This window comes from Microcystis sp. M_QC_C_20170808_M9Col (assembly GCF_007095495.1).
Taxonomy (GTDB): Bacteria; Cyanobacteriota; Cyanobacteriia; order Cyanobacteriales; family Microcystaceae; genus Microcystis; species Microcystis aeruginosa.
The window spans coordinates 1-25190 of the sequence record NZ_SFBZ01000212.1; the positions used below are offsets into that span (position 1 = coordinate 1).

Sequence of the window (25190 nt, forward strand, 5' to 3'; positions counted from 1 at the left end):
TAGGGGCTGCTGAAAAAGTTTTTCGTGGGGGCAGGGTGTGGGGTGTGGGGTGTGGGGTGTGGGGTTTTACCCATTTTCAGGTGGTCAATTACCTAATTTTCAGGGAAAAAATCCCTAAAATTTCCCCCCAATCACTCCAATGGTAGGCACTTTTTCAGGGAAAAAAAGTCTAAAAGCCTTATCCAACAAGGTTTTTAGATTTATTCAGCAAACCCTAGATAGTAGATAGTAGGTTGGGTTATGGGATAAAGATTAGTAAGCCCCATAGTTGCCCCTTGCTAGGGGGATTTTTGGGCTGGAAAATAACGTTCGCCCCCAGTCCAGCCAAGACCATCTAAATGGAACCCGTGGTCGAGAAAAATCGGAAAAACAGCCCTAGGGTTGCTGGCGAGTGCTATAAAGGTAGATAGTCATCTCGATCGCCTACTTGTCCTAACTATGCCACGCACTCAACGTAACGATAATTTTATTGATAAATCTTTTACCGTCATGGCGGATATCATTTTAAAGATGCTCCCCGCCAATAAAAAAGCCAAGGAAGCCTTTGTTTATTACCGTGATGGGATGTCTGCCCAAGCTGACGGCGAATACGCCGAAGCCCTCGATAATTACTATGAGGCTTTAACATTAGAAGAGGATCCTAACGATCGCAGTTATATCCTCTACAATATCGGCATTATCCACGCTAGTAACGGCGAGCATGAAAAGGCTCTGGAATACTACGAAGAAGCTATCCAACTTAATCCCAGAATGCCCTCCGCTTTGAATAATATCGCCGTTATTTACCATTTTCAAGGGGAAAAAGCCAGAGAAGACGGACAACAGGCCGAAGCGGAAGCACTCTACGACAAAGCGGCAGAATACTGGAAACAAGCCATCCGATTAGCCCCCAATAACTACATTGAAGCCCAAAACTGGCTGAAAATCACCGGGCGATCGGAAATTGATGTTTTCTTTTAAATTGAGGAGTCGGTCGTCAGGAGACAGGAGTCGGTCGTCAGGAGATAGGAGACGGGAGACGGGAGATTATTTTTATTTATTCTCCCCACACCCCACACCCCACACCCCACACCCCACACCCCACACCCATCTCCCTGCTCCCCACACCCCACACCCCACACCCCACACCCCACACCCCACACCCCATTTCTCCCATGATCGATCAAGCTACAGTTGAAAAAATCGCCCATTTAGCCCGTTTAGAGATTAATAGCGGCGAAGAAGAACAATTTGCCCTGCAATTAAGCGGGATACTGGATTATTTCGAGCAGTTAAGCGAATTAGACACGGAAAATGTGCCACCCACCACGCGAGCGATCGAAATTCAAAATATCACTCGCGCCGATGGTAATAGACTTTATCCCGATCACGAGGTCTTAGTGCAGGAATCGCCGGCTCCAGAAGGGGATTATTTCCGGGTTCCCCGTATTCTCAACACCGACGAAGAGTGAATTAGTGATCAGTGATCAGATGTGAGTTTTCAGTTTACTGTTTACTGATCACTGTTTACTGTTTACTGATCACTGATTTAGATGCCATCTAGGGTTTTTGCTGCTATCTTGGACTAAGATCAGACCTAGCAATGGAGACATAATATAATGATCGCATCTCAAGATGTGGCACCATTTCAGCTTATTTCGACCGTAGAATCGGCAGCAACAGAATTTAGACCTTGGGGTTCTTTCACCACTCTAGAAGAAGGTCTTGGTTATAAAATCAAGCGAATTGAAGTGAATCCGGGTCATCGTCTCAGTTTACAGATGCACTACCATCGCAGTGAACACTGGATTGTGGTTTCGGGAACGGCAAAAGTCACCTGTGGAGATAACGAAGAAATTCTCGGAGCCAATCAGTCCACTTATGTGCCGCAGTGTACGGCTCACCGTCTGGAAAACCCCGGGGTGATCAAATTGGTATTAATCGAAGTGCAGAATGGGGAATATTTAGGAGAGGATGATATAGTCCGTTTTCAGGATGATTATGCTCGCCATCAGAGCTAAGACCGTGTTTAGGGAGACAGAAAGGCAAGAAACTATATTTTCGCCCCAAAAACCTTTTGAGGTTAGTCTGCCTGACTGTCTTCCCTGCTGTCAAGGCTTGTCAAGTTCTAGAAAAATTTTCTTTTCGGGCCGGGTAGCGGTTTTCCTCCATGGCAGAAAAATAAACTTCCCCTAGGCCCTGTGTGGGAAGCTTGAGGAAAGCTGGGCTAGGGGAAATAATTTATTCCTTTGCTGGATTAACTTTAGCATATAACTCTCATTTGTCAGGACTATAACAGCCAGATGTCAATTCTGTGACAAATGCGAGTTTTCAGTTTACTGATTGCTGGTGACTGATTACTGGTTACTGTCGTCCACTTATTTTCTGAGAATTCTAGAGGTACTTGTAAATATTTGTTACAAGGAGACGCGGAAAAATCTGAGGACAGGGAGACAAGAAAGGATTATCGACGGGGATCAAGGATTTCAGTAGGAAACTAGATTGGGGATCAAGGGAAACCGATTGTAAAGTTTTCGATACCTCTTGGCGATTTTTGTAATAGTTCGATACATATAACATAGATGATCAGCGATGATTGTAAATTTATATTGCGAATAGCTCATCTTCTTCGGTGTTTTCCCTATACTGGTTTTCATCAACTTTGAGCCGACGTGCAGAAAAGTTAGACCACCAAGTTTGTAAGAGGTCAGGAAGATGCAATTAACCGCAAGAAATAACTGGGGCCACGTTTCTTTAGCAATGCTAAAAAGCTTTCTTCTCTGGAGTTTCGTCCTCACTGTCTGTTTATTAGTAGTGGGATTTCCTTTAGTAGTATTAATGATGACAGTGGGGGCATTGTCGGCGATTATCTTACAGTCAGTTTTACCGATTAGTTCCGTGCTTTTAGTGGCGGGAATGATTATTGGTATTAATATTTTGGCTATCCTAATTAGTGCCGCTTTATTAACAGTAAAAGGTGTTCATCCCCATGAAGTTAGCTGGCTGCACTGGTTACACGGTGAGGTAAAAACCTCTCATCAAGCTGTTTATGCTTCTTGTCCCCTAACTTGCGGGGTAGTTCATTAAATCTGATTTTCTTACAGTGGAATTACTTACCTTTTTTCTATTTAGATTTATTTAAGTTTTCAACTGCTTTATCGGTTGACTATACAGATTCCAAGCTAGTGGAACCCGGTTTTACCGGGTTTTTTCATCGTTATTGAGCTAAAGCAGTTATCTGAATGGTGAGGTACGAAGTTTTCGTTTTGGGGAGTCGGTCTTCGCTCAAATTAGGTTAAACTTCATCTGTTATGAGAAAGGCTGTAACTGAATATTAGAAGATAGGGAAATAAAAGCTTTTTTGCTGTGATCGGTAAACAGTGATCAGTTAACTGAAAACTCACATCTGATCAGTGATAACTGATAACTGATAACTGATAACTGATAACTGACCGGTATAATGGGGGAGAAAACCGGAAAAAATCGATGTCTAGCCTTCCAGAAACCGATAATCCCAGCTACAAGGGCATCTTAGAGGCATTAAACCATTTAATCACCGTTGTTGCCCGTTTACGAGACCCAGAAAGCGGCTGTCCTTGGGATTTAGCTCAAACCCCGGAAACCCTGATTCCCTACGTTATCGAAGAAGCTTATGAGGTGGTAGCGGCGATTAAAAGTGGTGATAAAACTGCCATTGCCGAGGAATTAGGCGATTTACTGCTACAGGTGGTTTTACAAGCTCAAATTGCCAGTGATGAGGGTAATTTTAGCCTAGAAGAAGTGGCTAGGGGCATCACTGATAAATTAATTCGTCGTCATCCCCACGTTTTCGGGGAGCTATCCCTAGAAAATCCCGAACAGGTGCGTCAAAATTGGGAGAAAATCAAAGCTGAGGAAAAAAATGACCCGACTATTAGCGGCAAATTAACCCGTTATGCCCAAACTTTACCACCCTTGATGGGGGCGATGAAAATTTCTCGGCAAGCGGCGCGAGTCGGTTTTGAGTGGGAAAATATCGCAGGAGTCTGGGAAAAATTCGGCGAAGAGTTAGCAGAATGGCAAGAGTCCCTAGAATCGGGCGATAAAGAGCATCAACAGGCCGAATTAGGCGATTTACTCTTTACTATTGTCAATCTTGCTCGCTGGTATAATTTAGACCCCAGCATCGCTTTACAAGAGACTAATCTGCGTTTTATTCAACGTTTTTCCCTAGTGGAATCTGTGGCGGAAAAGCCTCTCCATGACTATACACTAGAGGAATTAACAGTTTTTTGGCAGCAAGCGAAAGCTAAGTTACATCAACCATCATCTGGGCAATAATGCAAGAGCAAGAAATTAATAAGGACAAATCTAAGAGTTTTTGGGCTTCTATTCGAGAAAATCTGCAAATTATCGCTATAGCTTTAGTTTTAGCCCTATTGATCCGCACTTTTGTGGCTGAACCTCGTTTTATCCCCTCCGATTCTATGTTACCCACTTTAGAACAGGGCGATCGCTTAGTGGTGGAAAAACTTTCCTACGATTTCCATCCTCCTCGACGGGGGGATATCGTCGTCTTTGAACCGCCGGTACAATTACAATTACAGGGATATCAAAAAGACCAAGCTTTTATTAAAAGAGTGATTGCCACAGCAGGGGATGTGATTGCTGTCAAGGAGGGCAAAATTTACCTGAATAATCAACCCTTGTCAGAGGATTATATTCTAGAATCCCCTCAATATAATTTAATGCCTTTGCTTGTGCCGCAAAATAATTTATTTGTCATGGGAGATAATCGCAATAATAGCAATGACTCCCATATCTGGGGGTTTTTACCGGAAAATAACGTGATTGGTAGGGCGGTTTTTCGCTTTTTTCCTTTTAATCGTTTGGGGATTTTAGGGGGGAATAGCTAACAGGAATTTTTAGTCTTGATGATGTTGAACAATTAAGACGGAACAGGGGGCATGATGGAGAACATAATTACTCACACTACCTAAGAATAACTCTCCTAGACCCGATCGCCCACGCCGACCGATGACAATTAAATCAATATTTTCCTCTCGCGCCACTTTACAGATAGTTTTGGCGGCATGACCGTAAATTTGCCGGTATTCTCCCTTTACACCCATTTCTCCCGCCTGATTAGCCCTTTTTTGCAACATTGCCACCCCTTTCTGCTCGAATTCTTCCCATTGTTGCCGCCAAAAATCGAGAGTGAGATCATTACCCTGGGCGGGGTAAATATCGGCTAAATTGGGTGGAATCGGTAAAGGGCTATAATCTTCTTCAGGGGAAAGGACGTGCAGTAGTAGGAGGTTAGCTTCGTACTTACTGGCTAAGGATACAGCCTCCTTAAAAACACTCTCCCCCATCTCTGACAAATCTACTGCTATCAAGATTTTTTGATACATTTTTCAGCCTCTGCAACCATGCCTTATTTAACGGAATCCGACGCTATGATGAATGCGATCGATCACTTTTCTCATTTTCCCATTCTTTGGTTAGATACGGAAGTAGCCGATTACGATAGCAAGACTCCCCGTTTGTCTCTGATTCAAATTCTTGCTGATTCCACGGACTTAACGGGTGAGCGGGTGACAATTTTGGATGTTCTCGATCGACCCGATCTTACTGACTATTTTATCACTAAAATCATGCTGGTTGACCGGATAGAAAAGGTTTTTCACAATGCTAGTTATGATTGTAAATTTTGGGGCGGTAAAAGCCAAGTTAAAAAAATTACCTGTACCCTAGAGTTAGCTAAAAAGGTTCCCTACTATATTGCTCCTTTACCCAATTATCAACTGAAAACTGTGGTTGAATTAGGTTATACTTGATATTTATGAGAAAGGCTGTAATAGCTAGAAAAAATTGCTTGCGGGGATCATCTAAATGACTATAAAGATCGCTTATCTGGGGCCGGTGGGAACCTATTCAGAAACAGCCGCTTTAGCATTTGCTAATAGTTTACCACCCCAGCCTCGTCAATTAATACCCTATCCTAGCATTGCCTTGGCCCTGGGATCGGTTGTCCAAAATCAGGCCGATTTAGCAGTGGTCCCGGTGGAAAATTCCACCGAAGGAAGTGTGGTAATGACTCTTGATGCTTTATGGCAATTACCCGGGTTACAGATTCAACAAGAATTAGTTTTACCGATTTCCCATGCACTTCTATCTCCTAGGCAATCGCTAACAGAAATTAAAACCGTTTATTCCCATCCCCAAGCTTTAGCCCAATGTCAAAAGTGGCTAGAAAATAATTTACCTAACGTGCCGATTATTCCCACCAATTCTACCACAGAAGCGATTCAAATTCTCGATCGAGAGGCTAATTCGGCCGCTATTGCTTCTCCCCGGGCGGCAAAACTCTATAATGTGCCAATATTAATACAACCAATTAATGATTATCCCGATAATTGTACCCGTTTTTGGGTCATGGCTTTAACTTCCCATCGCCAAGGTGAGCGAATGTCCCTCGCTTTTCAAGTTTTAGATCAACCCGGCGCTTTAGTCAAACCCTTAGAAGTTTTTGCCAAACGTCAGCTTAATTTATCTCGGATCGAATCGCGACCAACTAAAATATCTTTAGGGGAATACATATTTTTTATTGATCTAGAAATTAATCCAGATCAACAGCATTTAATCGCGGCAACTTTAGAAGAATTAACCAATTATACCGACGCGATCAAGGTTTTTGGTGCTTATCAGGTGGTTAATTTGCCTGTAGAAAGTTTAGAGGAATTATAAACTAAATTCCTCATAAATTACAGAAATTAAATAGAGATATTTTAGCTTTTAAGAGAGGGAAGAATCGGCAAAGATGAGTTTTCCTCTGGGGTAGAATCAAGCTTTCTTTCCCCCACTAGAGGAAGAATAATTTCTACAGTTGTTCCTAAACCTTGACCTTGACTAGAGATAGTAATATCTCCCCCCATCATTTTCATAAAATTCTTAGAAATAGCTAATCCCAAACCCGTACCGCTAAATTTTCTAGTTGTGGAACCATCAATCATCACAAAAGGACGGAATAATTTTGATTGTTGCTGGGGGTCTATACCGATTCCTGTATCGATGATAGTAATAATAGCCTGTGTATTTTCTAGGCGAGTTATTAAAGAAATTGTGCCTGTATCAGTAAATTTAATTGAGTTAGAAATAACATTCAAAATTACCTGTTTAAATTTAGTGATATCAGCATAGACTATAGTAATTTCTGGACAAAAAAGTAGATTGAATTTTAAGTGCTTACGTTGCAGCAATGCTGTTTGTAAATTAATAACTTCATTGATAATTTGGTGTAAATCTACTGGTTCAGGATTAACGGAAAGTTTGCCCGCTTCTATTTTAGCAATACTGAGAATATCATCAATAATTTCCAAAAGATGTACAGCTGCATTATCCGCTTGTTGCAGATATTCTTTTTCCTCCTGCTCACTATTACAAAATCCATCCATAACGCAACGAATTGAGCCAATAATACCATTGAGAGGGGTGCGTAATTCGTGGGAAGTATTCGCCAAAAATTGGTTTTTTAATTGATTAGCATTTTCCGCTTCTTGCCAACTCTTAACTATTTCCTCTCCCCAAAGGCGTAAACGTTCGAGCATTTCCTCTAAGGCCGAGGCTAACTGATTAATTTCTCGAATATTAAAGTTCTGTGGTGTAATATTTTGTGAAGGAATTTTCTGAATATTTAAGGCATAATCTCGCAGTTTTTCTAAAGGTCTAGCTAAATCCCTAGTGATCAGTATAATAGCTACTAAATAAGCTAATAATAAACCAGAAATCAGATAAAAAATTGCCTCCCAAATTTGTTGCAGAGGAGCCAGAGTTTGGGAGAGGGGACTAATGGCTAAAACTATCCATTTTTGGGATGATTCTCCCGTAACTGGACTGGGGAGGGAACTATAACCAGCGACTAATTCTTTGCCATCTTTCTCGAAAGAAAATAAATGCAAGAAATTTTGTTTTCCTCGGATAGCATTACTGATAATAATATTTAAGCGTTCAGCATCAGCTTCTTGACTGATATGCTTACCAATGCGATGAAAATAGGGATGAGCGAGAATAATGCCATTTTCAGAAATAACCACGGGATAACCCGATAAAGAACCGGGTAAAACCTTCTCACCGTAAAGTAGAGAAGTTTGCAGAATCAGACTAGATTGTAATTGTCCTTGATTATCGTAGATGGGAACAGCAAAAACTAATTCTAATTGACGATTATTATTGGGAGATTTGGTTAAAAGTTGTCGAGGTAAACTTCTAACTAAAACATTCTCGATATTTCCAGCAAAGCTAGTCCGTTTTTCTGTCCATCTTTCTAGAGGCAAAACTTTGATAATTTCTGGTTCACAGGCTCGATTTAATAAAGGTTTCTTGGTCTTAATATCAATTAATTCCACACAGTTAATCTGATTAGGAAGCTGCGCCGTGAATTGTTGTAAAAAAGCTTCTTTTTCGGCTAAGGTTCCCTGTTTTAAAACCAGACTTTCGCCCGCAGTGATAAGATTGGCCTGCAAAAATTGAATTGATTGCTCAATATTGTCTGCTTTTCTGATGGCACTTTCGGTGAGATTTTGACGGGCCGTTTCCAAAAAAGCCGATCGCGCCTTACGATAGGTAATATAAACCCCCATTAGTAGTACAGGTACACTGACCAAGAGTAAGCGAGAGAGCAGAATACGACGAAAGGAGGATTGACCGATAGACATAGGCAGAAATTGGTTTGATTCTGGCTATCAAACTCCAGACTATACTAGCCTATTCACCAATCGAACCAGGTGATATCCCTGATCATTTGCCATGAATTGTCCTCACACCACCGTTATTTTAGCCATGAGTGCCGATGGTAAAATTGCCGACGCTTACCAGTCGGCGGCCAGATTTGCCTCTGCTACCGATAAAATGCGTCTAGAACAACATTTATCCCGCATGGATGCCGCTTTATTCGGTGCTAACACCCTGCGCGCTTATCACACCAGTCTTCCTATCCGTCATGCCGATTTTCTCGCATACCGTCAACAACGGGGATTATCCCCGCAACCGATACAGATCGTTTGTTCTCATTCAGGGCAGCTTGATCCCCAGATGAAATTTTTTCAGCAGCCTTTCCCGCGCTGGTTAATCACGGCAGCGGAAAAAGTGGCGGCATGGGAAAATCGGGGTTTATTTGAGCTTGTCTTAGTCTGCGGTGATTGGAAGGCTATTTTTAGGCAATTTACCGCCCTAGGTATCAAAAAGCTGGCGATTCTGGGAGGAGGTGAATTAATTGCCTCTCTTTTAGCTGAAGATTTAATCGATGAAATCCATCTAACCATTTGTCCGTTGCTGTTAGGAGGCAATAAAGCGGCAACTCCCCTGGCAGGAACTGGATTTATGGCTGATTCTGCCAGAAAATTACGACTTTTGAGCGTGGAAACCGTGGAAGAAGAAATTTTCTTACATTATTCCCTTGAACGGCAGTCCCATAAATCTCAAAACTAGATTACCTTAAATAAAAAGGTTGACTTATCTTGTCCCATGGTAGAACAGCTTAAACCTCAATATTCTGTCGCTTGGATTGATAAAATGAGTGAGATTCCCCAACAAAAATGGGATGCTCTCGCTCAACCCCTAACTACTCCCTTTCTAGAGTGGGAATGGTTACATAATATCGAAACTTCCGGCAGTGCCACGGGACGCACGGGGTGGCAACCTGCTCATCTAACAGTTTGGTGCGGTGCTGAGTTAATTGCCGCCGCTCCTTTGTATATTAAAAGTCATAGTTACGGTGAATTTGTCTTTGACCACCAATGGGCCGATCTTTCCCATCGTTTAGGGATTAGATACTATCCGAAACTGTTAGGAATGACCCCTTTTACTCCGGCGGTGGGTTATCGTTTTTTAATTGCTCCGGGGGAAAATGAACTGGAGATTACTGCTTTAATGATAGCGGCAATCGATCATTTTTGTGACCAAAATCATCTGTCGGGTTGTCATTTTCTTTTTGTGGATCCCCAATGGCGAATTTTAATGGAAAATTTTGGCTTTACTCCCTGGTTACACCATAGTTATATTTGGAATAACAAGGGTTTTCAAAGTTTTGAAGATTACCTGACGGTTTTTAATGCTAATCAACGCCGCAACATTAAACGGGAACGGAAAGCGGTGACTAATGCGGGGTTAATTATTAAAACTCTGGCCGCCGAAGAAATTCCCCATCATTTATTCCCGTTAATTTATCGGTTTTATAGCAGTACCTGTGATAAATTTTACTGGGGAAGTAAATATCTGACACAGAAATTTTTTGAACAATTATATCCGAATTATCGTCAGCGAGTGGTTTTGATTACTGCCTACCAAAATGAAAAGGATACTAAACCGGTGGGTTTATCTTTTTGTATTCGCAAAGATACTAATCTTTATGGTCGTTACTGGGGCAGTTTTCAGGAGTACGACTGTTTACATTTTGAAGCTTGTTACTATCAACCGATCGATTGGGCAATTAGTCAAGGTATTACCATGTTTGACCCCGGTGCGGGAGGACAACATAAAAAAAGACGGGGTTTTCCTGCCACTGCTAATCACAGTTTACACCGTTTCTATCATGGCAAAATGACTCAAATTCTCCGCAATTATATCCAGGAAATTAATCAAATGGAACAGGAAGAAATTGAGGCAATCAATCAAGATTTACCCTTTTCTAAAAGAGAAATTGAGTTGAACGAGTAATTTAGATAGGGTTTGTCCTTGGGTGCAATCAACTATGAATACGAGGTTCCGGGTGCAGAGTAGTGAGAATTTCACTTTCGATCGCCCCTAGGGTTTCTAAGCGTTGCTCGATCACCGTCCGTTCAAAATAATCCGCTGCTAATAGCCAATAAATACCATAATGACGCGCTTCGGAAGCCATTAAACTGCGATAAAATTTGCCCAAATCGGGATCAGGACAATATTCTCCCAATAAACCTAATCTTTCGTGGGAACGCGCCTCGATTAAAGCTGATATTAACAGCGAATCCAAAAGGCGATCGGGTTCTTGGTGACGAATCTGGGCCTTTAATTTAGCACCATAGGGGGGAGAATTCAAGGGAGCGAGGGGAATTCCCCATTTATCTAACCATTGATTGACCTGTTCAAAATGTTCTAATTCCTCTTGGGCGATCGCTGTCAATTTCCGCACGAGGGAAGCGTAGGAAGGATAACGAAACATGAGATTTAAGGCCACTCCTGCCGCTTTTCGCTCACAATGGGAATGATCGAGCAGAATAATCTCTAAATTATTAATTGCCTGTTCTATCCAATCCTCAGAGGTGGCACTGACTAATAAATTAATCTTTCCCATCGTCGCTGATTCCAATTTGCTGCCTCTTTCACCCTAACCCAAAAAGTCGAACAACTCCAGTCAAAAACTAAGGACACGGCTTCTGTGATAGCCTAGATGATTGGTGAAGCATAAACACGGCCAATCAATCAGATGGATTTTTTACTGGAAGTCGGTACAGAAGAACTACCCGCAGATTTTGTCGATAGCGCGATCGCACAATTGCAGGAAAGAGTTAGCAAGAGTTTAGAGACGGAATCTCTGGACGCGACTGCTATTCAAGTTTACGCAACCCCGCGCCGTTTGGCCGTGTTAATCACAGGATTACCGAGGGAGCAAGAAGCTCGCAGCGAGGAGATAAAAGGACCTCCAGTTAGTGCAGCCTACAAAAATGGTCAAATTACCCCCGCTGGTGAGGGTTTTGCTCGAAAACAGGGAGTTAGCACCGATGCTTTCTCCATTCGCGCCACAGACAAAGGAGAATTTGTCTATATTGAAAAAACGATTCCAGGTCGTCAAACAGCCGAGATTTTAACTGAATTAATTCCCCAATGGATTACCCGTTTGGAAGGAAGACGTTTTATGCGTTGGGGAGATGGAGATTTAAGATTTCCCCGGCCAATTCGTTGGTTATTAACTTTAGTGGATGGGGAAGTTTTGCCCCTAGAATTAATTAATGGCTCTACCACTTTAACCAGCGATCGCTTAACTTTTGGTCATCGCATTCTACACCCCCAATCCTTAGCCATTAGTCATCCCCAAGCATATTTAACCAGTTTGCGTTCGATTTTTGTGGAAGCGGATCCGCAAGTGCGTCAACAGATAATTACTGATCAGATTACCACCCTAGCCAAAAAGCTGGAGGGAGTGGCAGAAATTCCCGCAGATTTATTAGCAGAAGTGACTAACTTAGTCGAATATCCCACGGCAATTGTCGGCAAATTTGACGATGGATTTCTGGAATTACCCCCGGAAGTAATTATTACCGTGATGGTGACACATCAGCGTTATTTCCCGGTGAAAACTCCCCAGGGTTTGTCACCCTATTTTATTACTATTTCCAATGGCGATCCCCAGAAATCTGAGATTATCTCCGCGGGAAATGAAAGGGTTATCCGCGCACGGTTAGCCGATGCCAGATTTTTCTATACTGCCGATTGTGATGAACCCTTAGATAGTTTTCTTCCCCAACTGGAAACCGTCACTTTCCAAGAAGAATTGGGAACCATGCGCGATAAAGTCGATCGGATTATGGAAATTGCCCAGATGATCGTCGAACAGTTAAATCTCGATGAACAAAGTCGCAGTGATATAGAGTCCACTGCCATGCTTTGTAAAGCGGATTTAGTTACCCAAATGGTCTATGAATTTCCCGAATTACAGGGAGTAATGGCCGAAAAATATGCTTTAATTAGTGGTGAATCGGCTGTAGTTGCCCGGGGCATTTTTGAACATTATCTGCCTCGCAATGCCGGGGATATACTCCCGGAAACAATAACTGGTCAAGTGGTGGGAATTGCCGATCGCTTAGATACTTTAGTTGGTATTTTTGGACTGGGAATGCTGCCCACTGGTTCCTCAGATCCCTTCGCTCTCCGTCGGGCTGCCAATGCAATAATTAGTATTATCTGGTCAGCCGATTTTAATATCAATCTTTTGGCATTAATTGAGCAAATAGCTCAGGATTTTGTCACCAGTCATCCCGATAAACCCAACCCGGTCAATCTGATTAAAGATTTCTTTTTACAACGTCTGCAAACTCTCTTAATTGATGATTTGAGGATAGATTATGATCTCGCTAATGCAGTTTTAGGGGAAAACGATCCAGAGTATAAGTCTCGCGCTTTAGAAAATTTATTAGATACCCGTGAACGCGCTCGCTTTTTATACCAAATTCGTCAGGATGGTCAGTTAGCCAAAATCTATGAAACCGTCAATCGCTCCACCCGTTTAGCACAAAAAGGAGATTTAGATACAACTACCCTAGAAGCCAAGGGAATCATCAATACGGAGTTATTTGAACAATCCTCCGAACCAGCATTTTATGACGCTTTAATTGCCCTAATTCCCGAAACTATCAGCGCAAGAGAGCAAAGAGATTATCAGCGTCTCGTCACTGCTTTAACAGCAATTTCTCCCGTAGTGGCTGACTTTTTTGATGGCGAAAATAGTGTGTTAGTCATGGCCGAAAAAGAATCTGTCCGTCGCAATCGTTTAAATCTGTTGGGTTTACTGCGAAATCACGCCCGAGTCCTAGCAGATTTTGGCGCAATTGTCAAGGGATAATTCAGTTATCAGTTATCAGTTATCAGTTATCAGATTTGAGTTTTCAGTGGACAGTGGTAATCAGTGAGCAGTTGTCAATAGACTACCTTTATTGATTCTCCCCATCACCCCATCACCCCATCACCCCACACCCTACACCCCACACCCTACACCCCACACCCTACACCCCACACCCCATCACCCCATCACCCCATTTCCCCATCACCCCACACCCCACACCCCACACCCCATCACCCCACACCTCCACTGATTAATGCACAATGTTCACTGAAATGGCCGATTCTGAACTACAGCAACAAGTCCAAAGATTACATCGACTGACGGTATGGGGTCGTTGGTTATTCGTGTTGGGTTGTTGGTTAGGGATTGGTTCGGCGAGTTTATGGGTTTTATGGGATGATATAGCTTTAATGCGGCAATATTTTACTTGGACAGCCCTTAGATACGCTTTAGCTTTCAATTACTGGCCTTCTATCGGTCTAGCCTTTTGTTTTGCCATTACAGGAGCAGTGTTAGTCTGGCAAAGTCGCAACATTATTTTAGGACTTTCCCCCAGAGAAAAACTGCGCTTAGAGCAACGGGTGCAGAAAATTCGGGCCGAAGGGTCGCGTCATCCCCTCTGGCGCTGGATCTTAAAAAGCAGGGAAAAAGACTTACAATGATAAAGCTTTGCTGAAAGCTGACGGCTAGAATCCCCACTAGATATAATTCTTTACGCAAAAACTCTTGACTTTTGAATCCACCTATGACCGTGACTCCCCAAGCTCCTCCGAAAACTCGCCGCGTGGTTTTTCCCTTCACCGCTATTGTCGGCCAGGAAGAAATGAAATTATCCCTAATGCTCAACGTCATCGACCCCAAAATTGGCGGGGTGATGATTATGGGGGATCGAGGTACGGGAAAATCGACCACAATTAGGGCTTTAGCCGACCTTTTACCGGAGATTGACGTAGTTGCTAACGATCCCTTTAATTCTGACCCCAATGATCCCGATTTAATGAGCGATGAGGTGCGGCAAAGGGTGGACGAGGCCATCCCCTTGACCATTGCCAAGAAAAAAGTCACTATGGTAGATTTGCCCCTCGGTGCGACGGAGGATCGGGTCTGTGGCACAATTGACATCGAAAAGGCCCTGTCAGAAGGGGTAAAAGCTTTTGAACCTGGTTTGCTGGCCAAAGCTAACCGCGGCATTCTCTATGTGGATGAAGTCAATTTACTTGACGACCACCTCGTCGATGTGCTATTAGATTCGGCCGCTAGTGGTTGGAATACGGTGGAACGGGAAGGAATTTCCATCCGTCACCCGGCCCGGTTTGTTTTGGTGGGATCGGGCAACCCAGAAGAGGGAGAATTGCGCCCACAACTGCTCGATCGCTTTGGAATGCACGCCGAGATTCACACCGTCAAAGAACCACCTCTACGGGTCAAAATCGTGGAACAGCGTGCGGAATTTGATGGCAATCCTCTCTCGTTTTTAGAGAAATATAACTTAGAACAGGAAGAACTGCAAAGAAAGCTAGTGGAGGCCCAAAATCTTTTGCCTTCCGTGGAGCTTGATTATGATCTGCGGGTGAAAATTTCCGAGGTTTGTTCCGAGTTGGACGTGGATGGATTGCGCGGCGATATCGTTACCAATCGCGCCGCTAAAGCTCTGGCCGCTTTGGAAGGACGGACAACTGTGACGGTAGATGATATCCGTCGGGTAATTGTTCTATGTTTACGTCACCGTTTGCGGAAAGATCCGCTAGAATCGATCGATTCTGGTTATAAAGTCTTGAAAGCTTTTAATCGCGTCTTTGGATTAGAGGAAAATTCCTAAATCTAATTCACCCTCTCTGCGAAGAGAGGGTTTTTTAATAGTCAAAAGTGATGAAAGCATTATTTTGACCCCTAACTGGGAGAATGTTAATCGCTTTTTTCCTTTTACTTAGATCTTACAGCGTTTATCGTAAAGATCAAGTATGATCTGACAGGGCATCGTCTCGGAGTATCCCGACTCCCCAAAAGGAAAACTTCGTATCTGACCATTAAGATAACTGCTAAGTACCTAAGCAAAATTAATTACACATATCTAACCACCTCTTGCCTCTTGCCTTTTGCCTTTTGCCTATCTTCCCTAGGAAATTTATTTTACACGACTACTTATATGTCTCGTCCTGTTGTTTATTTTGCCGTTACTAATCATGGTTTTGGCCATGCTGTCCGCAGTGCTTCGGTGGTAGCTAATATTATTGAACTTAATCCCGAAATTTTGCCGATATTAGTCACCACGGCCCCGCGCTGGTTATTAGATTCCTATATATCCGGAGAATATATTCAAAGACATCGGGGGTTTGATGTGGGGGTAATCCAATCGGATAGTTTAACGATGGATAAATTAGCTACCAAAGAAAAATTAGAACAAATAATTGCTCAATCAAGGTCAATTATTGCCAGTGAAGTTAATTTTATTAAAACTAATCGCGTGGGTTTAGTTGTAGCAGATTTACCGCCCTTAGCGGCACTAATTGCCAAAAGCGCTGGGCTTCCTTGTTGGATGATCGGTAACTTTGGCTGGGATTTTATCTATCGTGATTGGGGTGAAGAATTTGCCAGTATTAGTGATTGGATTAGTCGTTGTTATAATCAATGTGATCGCTTGTTTAAACTGCCTTTAGCAGAAGCAATGACAGCATTTCCTCACATCACAGAAGCAAATTTAACCGGGGGTACACCCCGCTACAGTGAAGAACAATTGCGACAGGAATTTAAGCTAAATGCCCCCAAAGAAAAAACTATTTTATTGAGTTTTGGGGGGTTAGGATTAGAAGCAATTCCCTATGATAACCTCGCCAGTTTTCCCGATTGGCAATTTATCACTTTTGAAAAAAACGCGCCCGAATTGCCCAATTTAATCCGCTTACAGGATAAACCAGATCGGAGCTATCGTCCCGTGGATTTTATGCCCCTGTGCGATCGAATTATTTCCAAACCGGGATATAGTACCTTTGCCGAGGCTTTAAAATTAGAGGTGCCGATTGTTTCCCTAATGCGAGAAGGTTTCGCCGAATCAGCGATTTTATTGGCCGGAATTCAAGATTATAGTGATCATCAAATTATTAGCAGTGAAGAATTTTTTCAAGGTAATTGGGACTTTTTACGGCAAGCACCCCAACCGCCCAGATTAAAGGTTAAACTGGCTAAAGATGGTGCAGAATCGATAGCGAGAGCTATCGTAGAATACTTTGAGAGGCAATAACCCCCCCGGGGAAAGTTGACGGCCAAGCTGAACCTAGAACTAGGGAGACAGAAACAAGATCGGGCAGAAAGCCGATACTTGTTACAATAGTTTACAAATCACCCTGCCCCGTCACCGAACTATGTCCGAACAGATGATCTCCCCAGAGACGCAAACCGAAGAAGCGATTACCGTTGAAGTGCAGCCGGTCCATATTCCCGAAGAGCATCGGGAAGATATCGGCCCCATGGATGACAACGTAGCCGAAAGTTGGCGCTACAATCCCCAAGTTATTAACGACTATTACCGTCGGCGACCTCTAGAAATTTTGGGGAGATTAATCGAAATTGCCCTGCCGGTTTTATCTTTTGTCATCGGTATCTGGTGGGATAAACTGCGGGGAAAATCGCCGAAAAATGAAATTAGACGGGCCGTACAATTGCGGGAAATGTTGACCAAATTGGGACCCACCTATATTAAAATCGGTCAAGCTCTCTCTACCCGGCCCGATTTAGTACCACCTTTATATTTAGAAGAATTAACCACTCTCCAGGATCAAATTCCCTCTTTTCCTAACGAAATTGCCTATCGTTTTATCGAAGAAGAATTAGGTTATTCTCCCGAGGAAATTTACGCAGAATTATCCCCCAATCCCATAGCGGCCGCTTCCCTAGGACAAGTTTACAAAGGTAAATTAAAAACCGGAGAGAGAGTCGCCGTTAAAGTACAGCGTCCCGATTTGATTCGCTGTATAACTTTAGATGTGTATATCATGCGTAGTTTGGCGACTTGGGTGAAAGGTAATATTAAAAGACTTCGCTCCGATTTAGTGGCAATTACCGACGAATTAGCCAGTCGTATTTTTGAAGAAATTAATTATCTGCACGAAGGACAAAACGCCGAAAAATTCGCTCAACTTTACGGTCATATTGCCGAAATTTACATCCCCAAAATCTACTGGAAATATACCGGGCGACGGGTTTTAACCATGGAGTGGGTGGACGGCACAAAATTAACTAATATCAAAGAAATTCAGGCCCAGGGTATTGATGCCACCCACTTAGTTAATGTGGGGGTGCAGTGTTCTTTGCGTCAATTACTTGAACACGGATTTTTCCATGCGGATCCCCATCCGGGTAATTTATTAGCGACTCCCGACGGTAAATTAGCTTATCTTGATTTCGGCATGATGAGCAATATTGAACCCTATCAACGCTACGGTTTAATCGAAGCGGTGGTGCATTTAGTCAACCGGGATTTTGAGTCTTTGGCCAAGGATTACGTTAAGTTAGACTTCCTGTCACCAACTACCAATTTAGAGCCAATTGTTCCCGCTTTTTCGGAAGTTTTCGGTAATGCTTTAGGGGCGAGTGTGGCAGAATTAAACTTTAAAAGTATCACCGATAAAATGTCGGCGATGATGTATGAGTTTCCCTTTCGAGTTCCTGCCTATTATGCCCTGATTATTCGCTCGATGGTGACTTTAGAGGGAATAGCAATTGGCATCGATCCTAATTTTAAGGTACTGAGTAAAGCCTATCCTTATATTGCTAAACGTCTGCTCACCGATCCTTCCACGGAGTTGCGAGATTCCCTGCGGGATTTATTGTTTAAAGACGGTACTTTTCGCTGGAATCGTTTAGAAAATCTCTTGCGAAATGCCAAAGATTCTAATGATTTTAACTTCGAGAAAGTCACCGATCAAGCGTTAGATTTTCTCCTTTCAGATAGGGGTATATTTATCCGCGAAAAATTAGTTAATGAGTTAGTCAATGCTCTCGATAACTTCGGTCGTCGCACTTGGTTTAATCTCACAGTTAATTTCCGGCAACAGGTGGGTTTAGCGGTACAAGAAACTCCCCCAGAATTGTTAGGTGATGCCAAGAGTTTTGAGCATCTTCGCAACATCTTTACTATTTTACAAGAAACGAAAGGATTCGATGCCATGGCTATGGTGCCAGTGATGACTAAACTAATCGCTAAACCGGAAACCCAACAGATGGGACAAAAAATTGCTGAAGGTTTACTACAAAAATCCCTAGCGCGTTTAATTCGTTACTTAGTTCTCGAATTCGATAGACCAAATCATCGGCAAAATGGAGAATTACCGAAAGCTTTACCCGCTGCCGATTAACCTCTGTTCGGATCAGTTCCACCGACGGATTAAAATCTGAGCATTTCCGATAATAAAGGCCGTGGAATAAATTTCACGGCTCTGAGAAAAACGTTAAACTGTTTTTAAAGTTTTTTTATCCTAGCCGATTAACGGGGTTTAAAGGTGACTTGTAAACCGTCGCGAGGATGGGGAGTGGGGATAGCGGTGAGGGTGAGATCTTGATTGGGGAGTAATTGCCAATCGTACTTTTGTACTAAACGGACGGCTAAAATTTTCATCTCTAAACGAGCGAATTCTTTGCCTATACATTCGCGTAATCCCGCACCAAAAGGGATATATCCGTAGGGTTTTTCTTCGGCTAAAAAGCGATCGGGATCGAAGGTTTCAGGATGGGAATAAATATTATTATCTTTATGGGTATTGCTGATTTGATACTGCACTACCCATCCTTTCGGCAAATGATAACCGTTAAATTGACAGTCTTCTACTACCCGACGGAATCCTCCTCCCACGGGGGGAGTAAAACGTAAAACTTCCTTTAAAACGCGATCTAAATAGGTCATCTGTTTGAGGGTATCGACGCTTAAAGGAGTGGATAGATCAAAATTAGTTATTTCCTCAAGGACAAGCTGAAAAATATCGGGATGCAGTGCCATTTGTAGGCAGAAAGTGGCGATAGCGGAGGTTAAAGTTTCATGACCAGCAAAGAGTAATAATAGCACTTGATCCTTTAATTCTGCTAAGGATAAACTTTGACCGTTTTCGTCTTTAGCTTGTAAAAGGATAGCCAGAGCATCTTGGCCTAAGTCATCATTTTTTTGTCTTTCTAAAATGATAGTTTTGATCGCTTCCAGTAATTCTTCTCGACAGCGTAATGCTTTGCCGAAAGCTGTCCAGGGAAGGGGAATGGGAAGGGTAAATAGTCCCGCACACCAAGTATCAAAAGCTTCTCCTAATTTGGTAGCAGAACCATCGTCAAGACCGACAAATAATTTACAGGCGATATCGAGAGTATAGTTTCTTAATTCAGGATACCATGACAGGGTTGTTGCGGTTTGCCAACGCTCTAAATAGTGAGCGGTAATTGTTTCTACCGTAGGGATATAACTTGCTAGGGACCGGGGTTGAAAAGCTTGATAGATTAAACGACGACGGGAAGCGTGAACATCTCCTGTATGCACCGCTAAAGATGCGCTACCGAGGAGAGTTGTGGTACTTTTGGGCCAAGTTGCCGCAAAGTATTTATTCTCATTGCTGAGGAGAAACCGGTTAGCTTCGGCACCGGATAAAATAATCGTGGGACTGCCAAAAATATGAGTACGGAAAAGTTGACCATATTTATTATGACGTTTACTGGCAAAATCCCCATCGGTCAAAAAAGCGATTGTTTCTCCTAATAGGGGTAATCCGAAACTGCCGGGGGGTAAGGGTAGATCTTTGCTTATAGTCATCGCTGCCTCTAGGGTAAAACTGATCAGTTGCCGTCGATTAACCCTGTTTATTTTAACCTAAAGCACCGGAGAATTCATCCCCTCATCTAGCCTAGCAATTAGCGATCGCACTTGGCAGCGGTAAGTACCTAAGCAAAGTTAATTACACATCTCACCAGTCAGTCAACAGCGAGAATTGCCGCCAATTGACATTTTTTAAGATCACCGCCATAATTAGCCGTTGCTAATAATAATTCGCGGCAAACGATGCTTAAACCCGCAGAGAATTTCCCAGGATATCGTACCTAAATCCCGCGCCCAATCGTCGGCGGTGATGCACTGTGGGCCGTCTTTACCGATAAGTGTGACGATTTCCCCTGTTTTTACCTCTGGAATCTCGCTCACGTCAATCATTAACTGATCCATGGTTATTGCGCCGATTTGGGGTACTAAACGTCCTCTCAGGGATACTTTTAAACGATTGGAGAGATTGCGGGGAATTCCATCGGCGTAACCGATACCGACCACAGCAATACGGGTGTCTTTTGCCGCTATGTACTGATGGCCATAACTCACTCCGGAGCCGGCGGCAATGGTTTTGACTTGGGCAATGCGCGCTTTTACTTGCAGGACGGGTTGCAAAGGAACTTTATCGGTGAGATGATCGGCGGGATAAAGACCGTAGAGAGCTAATCCGACTCTAACTCGATCGTAGTGCAGAGATCGATCGCTTAGGGTAGCGGCAGAGTTGGCTAAATGCAGACAGGGAGGATGATAACCTTTTGAGCTTAACTCGGCGATCGCTTGTTGGAATCTTTGCCGTTGTAACTGCATGATTTCGGGGTTGGGATCGTCAGCCGTGGCAAAATGGGAGTATATACTGGCAATTTTCAGGTTAGGAGCCTCTAAAACCTGTTCGACGAATTTTGTGCCGTTTTGCCATTGTGTACCTAAGCGAGACATCCCCGTATCTAGTTTGATATGAACCGGCAGCCGCTGCTCTAAGCGTCTCATCACGGTGGCAAAAATTTGCACCTGTTCGATTTGCACCAGGGTGGGTTGCAATTGCCAATGGGCTAAGGCTGCCACTTCTTCCGGGGTGTTCACTGCCCCTAAAATCATAATTGGGGCAACGATTCCCGCTTCCCGTAGTTCGATACCTTCCCCGATAGTCGCGATGGCTAAAGATTGCGCTCCGGCTTCTAAAACGCTGTTAGCCACCTTAACTGCCCCGTGTCCGTAAGCATCGGCTTTAATTACCGCCATTAATTCCGTTTTTGGGGCTAATAAGGCCTTGACTTTTCGCACGTTTTGTTGTAAGGCCGAGCGATCAATCTCTACCCAAGCACGATAGCGAATTGCTTCCGACAATTGATAATCATGACGGTTTTTGGGCGGATTGATAATTTTTGGTTCGATGCTAAACACCACTCGCTCACTCCTTTGCACACATAACCCAATTTATCACAGATGTCGGGGTGAAGACCCTCGTACTGACAGGATGAAACCCCGACCAAAATAGAACCGCAAAGCACGATGCCGCTAAGAATATTCGAGATGAAGGTTTACGAATTTTGGCGGTAGGGCATACCGCTACTGCTTCTGGAGGGAGAGTAAGACCAAGTAAAGGCACTGCTTTTGCAAGGCATCTCCCTGTGAATGAAGAATCCCTCGCATGAGTGCGATGGGAGTGTCAAACCAAAAGAAAACCGAGAGGGCTAGGAAAAAAGCCGGAAACTCCTCTGGATTTCCTCCTTTTTCCAGGCGGAATCTAGGCTTTAAGATGAATGGGATGTTAGGAAGTTCCCGAAAAAATTTGGGGTTAGGGTTATAAAGGCTCGAAACTAAGTACCTAAAAGCTTTTAGCTTAACCAATTAGGTTTTAGATTTGATCGAGTGACAAGAAAGTAGCGAAGTTTTCACCTAACACTATCTCAGTGGTTGGACAGAAGTGAAGTTAACTATAGGGTAAGGAATGCCAAAAAGCCTAGACTTAAGATAAAATTATATCCAACCAGATGCAGTATAGGAGTTTAGCCAATGTCTAACGAAACTGTTACTTATTCCCTAGAAGCTGTCCTCACAAGGATTGAGGGAAAGATCGATAAGATTGATGAGCGCTTGACAAAAGTAGAAATAGGATTAACCGATCTCAAAGGGGATATTAAAGTGTTAGACGAGAAAATCGAAGGCATCAACAATCGGCTAAAATCAGTGGAAGGAACCCAAAAAAATCAGGTCTGGACATTAATTATCCTTTTGGGGAGTGCCATTTTTACGGCCGGATGGAAAGTATTTTTTTCCAGTAATATCTGATCTTTCTAATTCTCAACAAGACTACAGTTAACCGCTCCTGAAAGAAAATTTTCTTAAAGCTAGACTTAAGATAAAATTATATCCAACGGGATGCAGTATAGGAGTTTACCAAATGTCTAACGAAACTGTTACTTATTCCCTAGAAGCTGTCCTCACAAGGATTGAGGGAAAGATCGACTCGCTTGAGAAGCGGGTTAACGAAAGATTTGACAAGGTAGAAGATCGGTTAACAAAACTTGAGATAGGACAAGCTGATATCAAAGGGGATATTAAAGTTTTAGACGAGAAAATCGAAGGCATCGACAATCGGCTAAAATCAGTGGAAGGAACCCAAAAAAATCAGGTCTGGACATTGATTATCCTTTTGGGAAGTGCCATTATTACAGCCGCTTGGAAAGTATTTTTTTCCAGTAATATCTGAGTTATACAATCCTCAACAAAACTACAGTTAACCCAACACAAAAGGATAAAACCTTGTTTCTGGTTGACCAGATTTCCTAATTGCTTATTTACCAATACAAAAACGGCTAAAAATGCGATCGAGTACCGATTCAGTCACTTCTTCGCCGGTAATTTCTCCTAAGGATTGAATGGCAGTACGCAGATCGATCGACCAAAAATCAAAAGGCAAATTTTGGTCAATTGTTTTTTTGACCTGTTGCAAAGCAATTTTCGCCCTAGTTAAAGCGGCTGCTTGTCGTTGATTAATGGCTAAATCCAAATTAGCCGCCTGTAGTTCTTGATTTTGGACAGCATTAATAATAGTTTTTTCTAAGTCTTCAATACCCTGATTTTGGGCGGCCGACAGCTTGACAACTCGCTTAATTTCTACTGGATAAATTACTGTTTCTGGATTAGCCAAATCAATTTTATTAATCACTAAAATTAATCGGCGATCGCTGACAGAGCGATAAATTTCCTCGTCTTCCTCGGTCCATCCGGACTCTGCGGAGACGGTTAAGAGAACTAAATCAGCAGACTGGGCTGTTTGACGGGAACGTTCCACCCCAATTTGTTCGACTCGATCGCTGGCCGAGCGAATTCCAGCCGTATCGAGGACTTGTACGGGGATTCCCGCCACAACTAGCTGAGATTCGACGATATCGCGGGTAGTGCCGGGTAAATCGGTGACAATCGCTCGATCGCTCCGACTCCAAGCATTTAACAAACTGGATTTACCCACATTCGGCCGCCCCACGATCGCCACTTTCAGACCACTACGCAGCAATTCCCCGCGCTCGGCGGTGGCTAAAATTAAATTTACTTGACAAAAAACCTGTTCTATGCTATGGAGAACCGCCTCGTGATCCAAGGGCGGTAAATCCTCTTCAAAGTCAATACGGGCCTCAATTTCGGCCAAAATATCGAGACAGGTGGCGCGCAAATGCCGGATCGGTTGAGCGAGTTTCCCCTGTAAACCAGCGAGGGCAAATTGTGCCGCTTGGGGAGAACGCGCCCCCACGAGATCCACGACGCTTTCGGCTTGAGTTAGGTCAATTCTGCCGTTGAGAAAGGCACGCAGGCTAAATTCCCCCGCTTGTGCCAAACGCGCCCCATTTTCTAGACATAACTGTAACACCTGTTGTACGGGCATAATGCCGCCATGACAGTGAAATTCCACCACATCCTCGCGGGTGAAAGAGCGGGGAGCCAACATGAGCAACAGTAAAGCTTCATCGATAATTGCTTGACTTTGGGGATGCCGGATATAACCGTAGAGAAGACGATGACTTTGCCATTTTTGACGGTTGGGGGTATGGAAGAGCCGACGAGCGAGCGCCACTGCCTGACTACCGGATAAACGGACAATACCGATACTACCCTGTTCCGGAACGATCGCCGTAGCGATGGCGGCGATCGTATCCCCTGTGTTTAACATCTCTTAATCACTCCTTGCTAGGATTAAAATCAATAACAAATTTTTTGAGCAATTATCCTTGAAAGTATGCGTTCACGGTCATTAAAAGCGAAAAATAAAGGGAATAACCTAGTTAATCGTCTGACGCGCTCCTGTCGCTACTGGTGGGTTCGCTTAATGCGATTACAAGGACATCCTAGGGAAATTGCTAGGGGTTTTGCCTTGGGAGTTTTTTCGGGATTTTTCCCGTGGATGGGCCTTCAAATCATCGTCGCTATCTTTTTAGCCACCCTATTTCGTGCCAATAAAATCGCAGCTGCTGCGGGTACTTATATCAGCAATCCCTTGACCGATCTGCCAATTTTCCTGTTTAACTATAAATTAGGAGAGTTTATTCTTGGTCAAAGCGGGCGATCGAATGTGGGCGACATTTTTCAAACTAATCAAAGCTTCACCGAAAAGTTAGCTAGTTCTGGCAGCCAATTTCTTTTGACCCTGTTTTTTGGTTGCTTACTATCAGCGACGGTATTTGCTACGATAACCTATTTTGTTAGCTATCGCCTAGTTCATCAACGGCATCACCGGCGACAAACCGGTAGAAAACGCTGATCAAGTGGGCTAGTTTTGCGGATTATTGGCTGAATTTTTGAGCCAATTATTTTTTACCCACACCATCCTCGGACGATGTGGGCTAAATCGGG

At 43.2% G+C, this 25190-nt stretch carries 24 protein-coding genes and 1 pseudogene; 19 read left to right on the forward strand and 6 right to left on the reverse strand.

The genetic code is table 11. From position 1 onward, the window contains the following. The first annotated feature begins 438 nt into the window (after positions 1-438). From EWV68_RS12340 to lepB, 6 genes are all read left to right on the forward strand, one after another. A complete protein-coding gene (locus EWV68_RS12340) occupies positions 439-960 on the forward strand; it encodes a photosystem I assembly protein Ycf3 (protein ID WP_002760118.1) in 522 nt (173 codons plus the stop codon). A 194-nt stretch (positions 961-1154) separates the two neighbouring features. Further along, complete coding sequence (gatC, locus tag EWV68_RS12345; protein WP_287169943.1) at positions 1155-1451, forward strand: Asp-tRNA(Asn)/Glu-tRNA(Gln) amidotransferase subunit GatC; 297 nt, start codon at positions 1155-1157, stop codon at positions 1449-1451. A gap of 147 nt (positions 1452-1598) precedes the next feature. Next, positions 1599-2000: a phosphomannose isomerase type II C-terminal cupin domain gene (locus EWV68_RS12350; protein WP_287169945.1), complete on the forward strand. Its 402-nt coding sequence runs from the start codon at positions 1599-1601 to the stop codon at positions 1998-2000. A 694-nt stretch (positions 2001-2694) separates the two neighbouring features. Next, positions 2695-3066 carry a hypothetical protein gene (locus tag EWV68_RS12355; RefSeq protein ID WP_061430999.1) on the forward strand — a complete coding sequence of 124 codons (372 nt, stop codon included), beginning with the start codon at positions 2695-2697 and terminating at the stop codon, positions 3064-3066. 399 nt (positions 3067-3465) lie between these two features. Further along, on the forward strand, positions 3466-4299 hold the full coding sequence (gene mazG / locus EWV68_RS12360) for a nucleoside triphosphate pyrophosphohydrolase (protein ID WP_061430998.1): 834 nt from the start codon (positions 3466-3468) through the stop codon (positions 4297-4299). Further along, positions 4299-4874 (forward strand): signal peptidase I, encoded by a 576-nt coding sequence (lepB, locus tag EWV68_RS12365; protein ID WP_061430997.1) that lies wholly within the window; start codon positions 4299-4301, stop codon positions 4872-4874. Before mazG ends, lepB begins: the two co-directional genes overlap by 1 nt. A 9-nt stretch (positions 4875-4883) precedes the next feature. On the opposite strand, the gene EWV68_RS12370 is transcribed toward lepB, so the two are convergent. After that, on the reverse strand, positions 4884-5372 hold the full coding sequence (locus EWV68_RS12370; protein WP_061430996.1) for a universal stress protein: 489 nt from the start codon (positions 5370-5372) through the stop codon (positions 4884-4886). 18 nt (positions 5373-5390) lie between these two features. Here EWV68_RS12370 and EWV68_RS12375 point away from each other — a divergent pair, with 18 nt between their 5' ends. Further along, complete coding sequence (locus EWV68_RS12375; protein WP_287169946.1) at positions 5391-5798, forward strand: ribonuclease D; 408 nt, start codon at positions 5391-5393, stop codon at positions 5796-5798. Positions 5799-5853: 55 nt separating this feature from the next. Continuing rightward, complete coding sequence (pheA, locus tag EWV68_RS12380; RefSeq protein ID WP_287169947.1) at positions 5854-6708, forward strand: prephenate dehydratase; 855 nt, start codon at positions 5854-5856, stop codon at positions 6706-6708. Between the two features lie 41 nt (positions 6709-6749). Here pheA and EWV68_RS12385 read toward each other — a convergent pair whose 3' ends face one another. Then, positions 6750-8675: a sensor histidine kinase gene (locus tag EWV68_RS12385; RefSeq protein ID WP_287169948.1), complete on the reverse strand. Its 1926-nt coding sequence runs from the start codon at positions 8673-8675 to the stop codon at positions 6750-6752. 91 nt (positions 8676-8766) lie between these two features. Between EWV68_RS12385 and EWV68_RS12390 the strand changes: the two genes are divergently transcribed. Then, positions 8767-9447 (forward strand): RibD family protein, encoded by a 681-nt coding sequence (locus tag EWV68_RS12390; RefSeq protein WP_287169950.1) that lies wholly within the window; start codon positions 8767-8769, stop codon positions 9445-9447. A gap of 36 nt (positions 9448-9483) precedes the next feature. Next, a complete protein-coding gene (locus EWV68_RS12395; RefSeq protein ID WP_287169951.1) occupies positions 9484-10674 on the forward strand; it encodes a GNAT family N-acetyltransferase in 1191 nt (396 codons plus the stop codon). A gap of 28 nt (positions 10675-10702) precedes the next feature. On the opposite strand, the gene EWV68_RS12400 is transcribed toward EWV68_RS12395, so the two are convergent. Then, positions 10703-11287, reverse strand: a complete 585-nt coding sequence (locus tag EWV68_RS12400) for a MiaE family protein (protein ID WP_287169952.1) — start codon at positions 11285-11287, stop codon at positions 10703-10705. A gap of 132 nt (positions 11288-11419) precedes the next feature. Here EWV68_RS12400 and glyS point away from each other — a divergent pair, with 132 nt between their 5' ends. The 5 genes from glyS to EWV68_RS12425 all read left to right on the forward strand — a co-directional run bounded on the left by glyS (position 11420) and on the right by EWV68_RS12425 (position 18903). Further along, positions 11420-13552: a glycine--tRNA ligase subunit beta gene (glyS, locus tag EWV68_RS12405; RefSeq protein WP_287169953.1), complete on the forward strand. Its 2133-nt coding sequence runs from the start codon at positions 11420-11422 to the stop codon at positions 13550-13552. Positions 13553-13824: 272 nt separating this feature from the next. Then, a complete protein-coding gene (locus EWV68_RS12410) occupies positions 13825-14214 on the forward strand; it encodes a hypothetical protein (protein ID WP_044034869.1) in 390 nt (129 codons plus the stop codon). 83 nt (positions 14215-14297) lie between these two features. Beyond that, positions 14298-15371 carry a magnesium chelatase ATPase subunit I gene (gene bchI / locus EWV68_RS12415; RefSeq protein ID WP_002803387.1) on the forward strand — a complete coding sequence of 358 codons (1074 nt, stop codon included), beginning with the start codon at positions 14298-14300 and terminating at the stop codon, positions 15369-15371. 327 nt (positions 15372-15698) lie between these two features. Beyond that, positions 15699-16790, forward strand: a complete 1092-nt coding sequence (locus EWV68_RS12420) for a glycosyltransferase family protein (RefSeq protein WP_287169954.1) — start codon at positions 15699-15701, stop codon at positions 16788-16790. Between the two features lie 121 nt (positions 16791-16911). Beyond that, a complete protein-coding gene (locus EWV68_RS12425) occupies positions 16912-18903 on the forward strand; it encodes an ABC1 kinase family protein (RefSeq protein WP_061430988.1) in 1992 nt (663 codons plus the stop codon). A 128-nt stretch (positions 18904-19031) separates the two neighbouring features. On the opposite strand, the gene EWV68_RS12430 is transcribed toward EWV68_RS12425, so the two are convergent. Together EWV68_RS12430 and alr are read right to left on the reverse strand one after the other, a co-directional pair. Next, positions 19032-20336, reverse strand: coding sequence for a cytochrome P450 (locus tag EWV68_RS12430; RefSeq protein ID WP_287169955.1), 1305 nt, complete (start codon positions 20334-20336; stop codon positions 19032-19034). 213 nt (positions 20337-20549) lie between these two features. Next, positions 20550-21746 carry an alanine racemase gene (alr, locus tag EWV68_RS12435; protein ID WP_287169967.1) on the reverse strand — a complete coding sequence of 399 codons (1197 nt, stop codon included), beginning with the start codon at positions 21744-21746 and terminating at the stop codon, positions 20550-20552. Between the two features lie 104 nt (positions 21747-21850). On the opposite strand from alr, the pseudogene EWV68_RS12440 reads away from it, so the two are divergent. The 3 genes and pseudogenes from EWV68_RS12440 to EWV68_RS12450 all read left to right on the forward strand — a co-directional run. Beyond that, a pseudogene (locus EWV68_RS12440) lies at positions 21851-21994 on the forward strand (RNA-guided endonuclease TnpB family protein); the annotation flags it as partial. Positions 21995-22355: 361 nt separating this feature from the next. After that, positions 22356-22631, forward strand: a complete 276-nt coding sequence (locus EWV68_RS12445) for a polyhydroxyalkanoate biosynthesis repressor PhaR (RefSeq protein ID WP_125730805.1) — start codon at positions 22356-22358, stop codon at positions 22629-22631. 112 nt (positions 22632-22743) lie between these two features. Continuing rightward, entirely contained in the window at positions 22744-23052 is a 309-nt protein-coding gene (locus tag EWV68_RS12450; RefSeq protein ID WP_287169956.1) for a DUF4164 family protein, read from the forward strand. Positions 23053-23136: 84 nt separating this feature from the next. Here EWV68_RS12450 and mnmE read toward each other — a convergent pair whose 3' ends face one another. Further along, on the reverse strand, positions 23137-24510 hold the full coding sequence (gene mnmE / locus EWV68_RS12455) for a tRNA uridine-5-carboxymethylaminomethyl(34) synthesis GTPase MnmE (protein ID WP_287169957.1): 1374 nt from the start codon (positions 24508-24510) through the stop codon (positions 23137-23139). A 54-nt stretch (positions 24511-24564) separates the two neighbouring features. On the opposite strand from mnmE, the gene EWV68_RS12460 reads away from it, so the two are divergent. Then, a complete protein-coding gene (locus tag EWV68_RS12460; protein ID WP_287169969.1) occupies positions 24565-25098 on the forward strand; it encodes a DUF2062 domain-containing protein in 534 nt (177 codons plus the stop codon). Positions 25099-25190: the final 92 nt, after the last annotated feature.